We start from the raw sequence: 341 nt of genomic DNA on the forward strand, positions 1-341 counted from the left end.
AAGAACATGGTAAAGATAATGTCGATAAACTTAAACACCTAAGCCAAGACCAAAAAGATAAATATAAACACGACATCGACGATGCGAAAACGAAAGAAGAAATCGACAGCATCATCAACAAAGCGAAAGACGAAGACAATAAACATCAAACAGAAGAAAGCCTAACTAAAGCAAAAGAACAAGGTAAAGACAGCATCGACAGTCTTAAACACTTGAGCCAAGAAGAAAAAGATAAATACAAACACGACATCGACGATGCGAAAACGAAAGAAGAAATTGACAGCATCATCAATAAAGCGAAAGATGAAGATAATAAACACCAAACAGAAGAAAGCTTAACT

The 341-nt window shown here is 35.2% G+C and carries 1 pseudogene; it reads left to right on the forward strand.

What is annotated here, in order from left to right:
- Nucleotides 1–341: pseudogene (locus APS80_RS10345) on the forward strand (GA module-containing protein); the annotation flags it as partial.

The sequence above is a fragment of the Staphylococcus auricularis genome (assembly GCF_001500315.1).
In the GTDB taxonomy this organism is placed as follows: Bacteria; Bacillota; Bacilli; order Staphylococcales; family Staphylococcaceae; genus Staphylococcus; species Staphylococcus auricularis.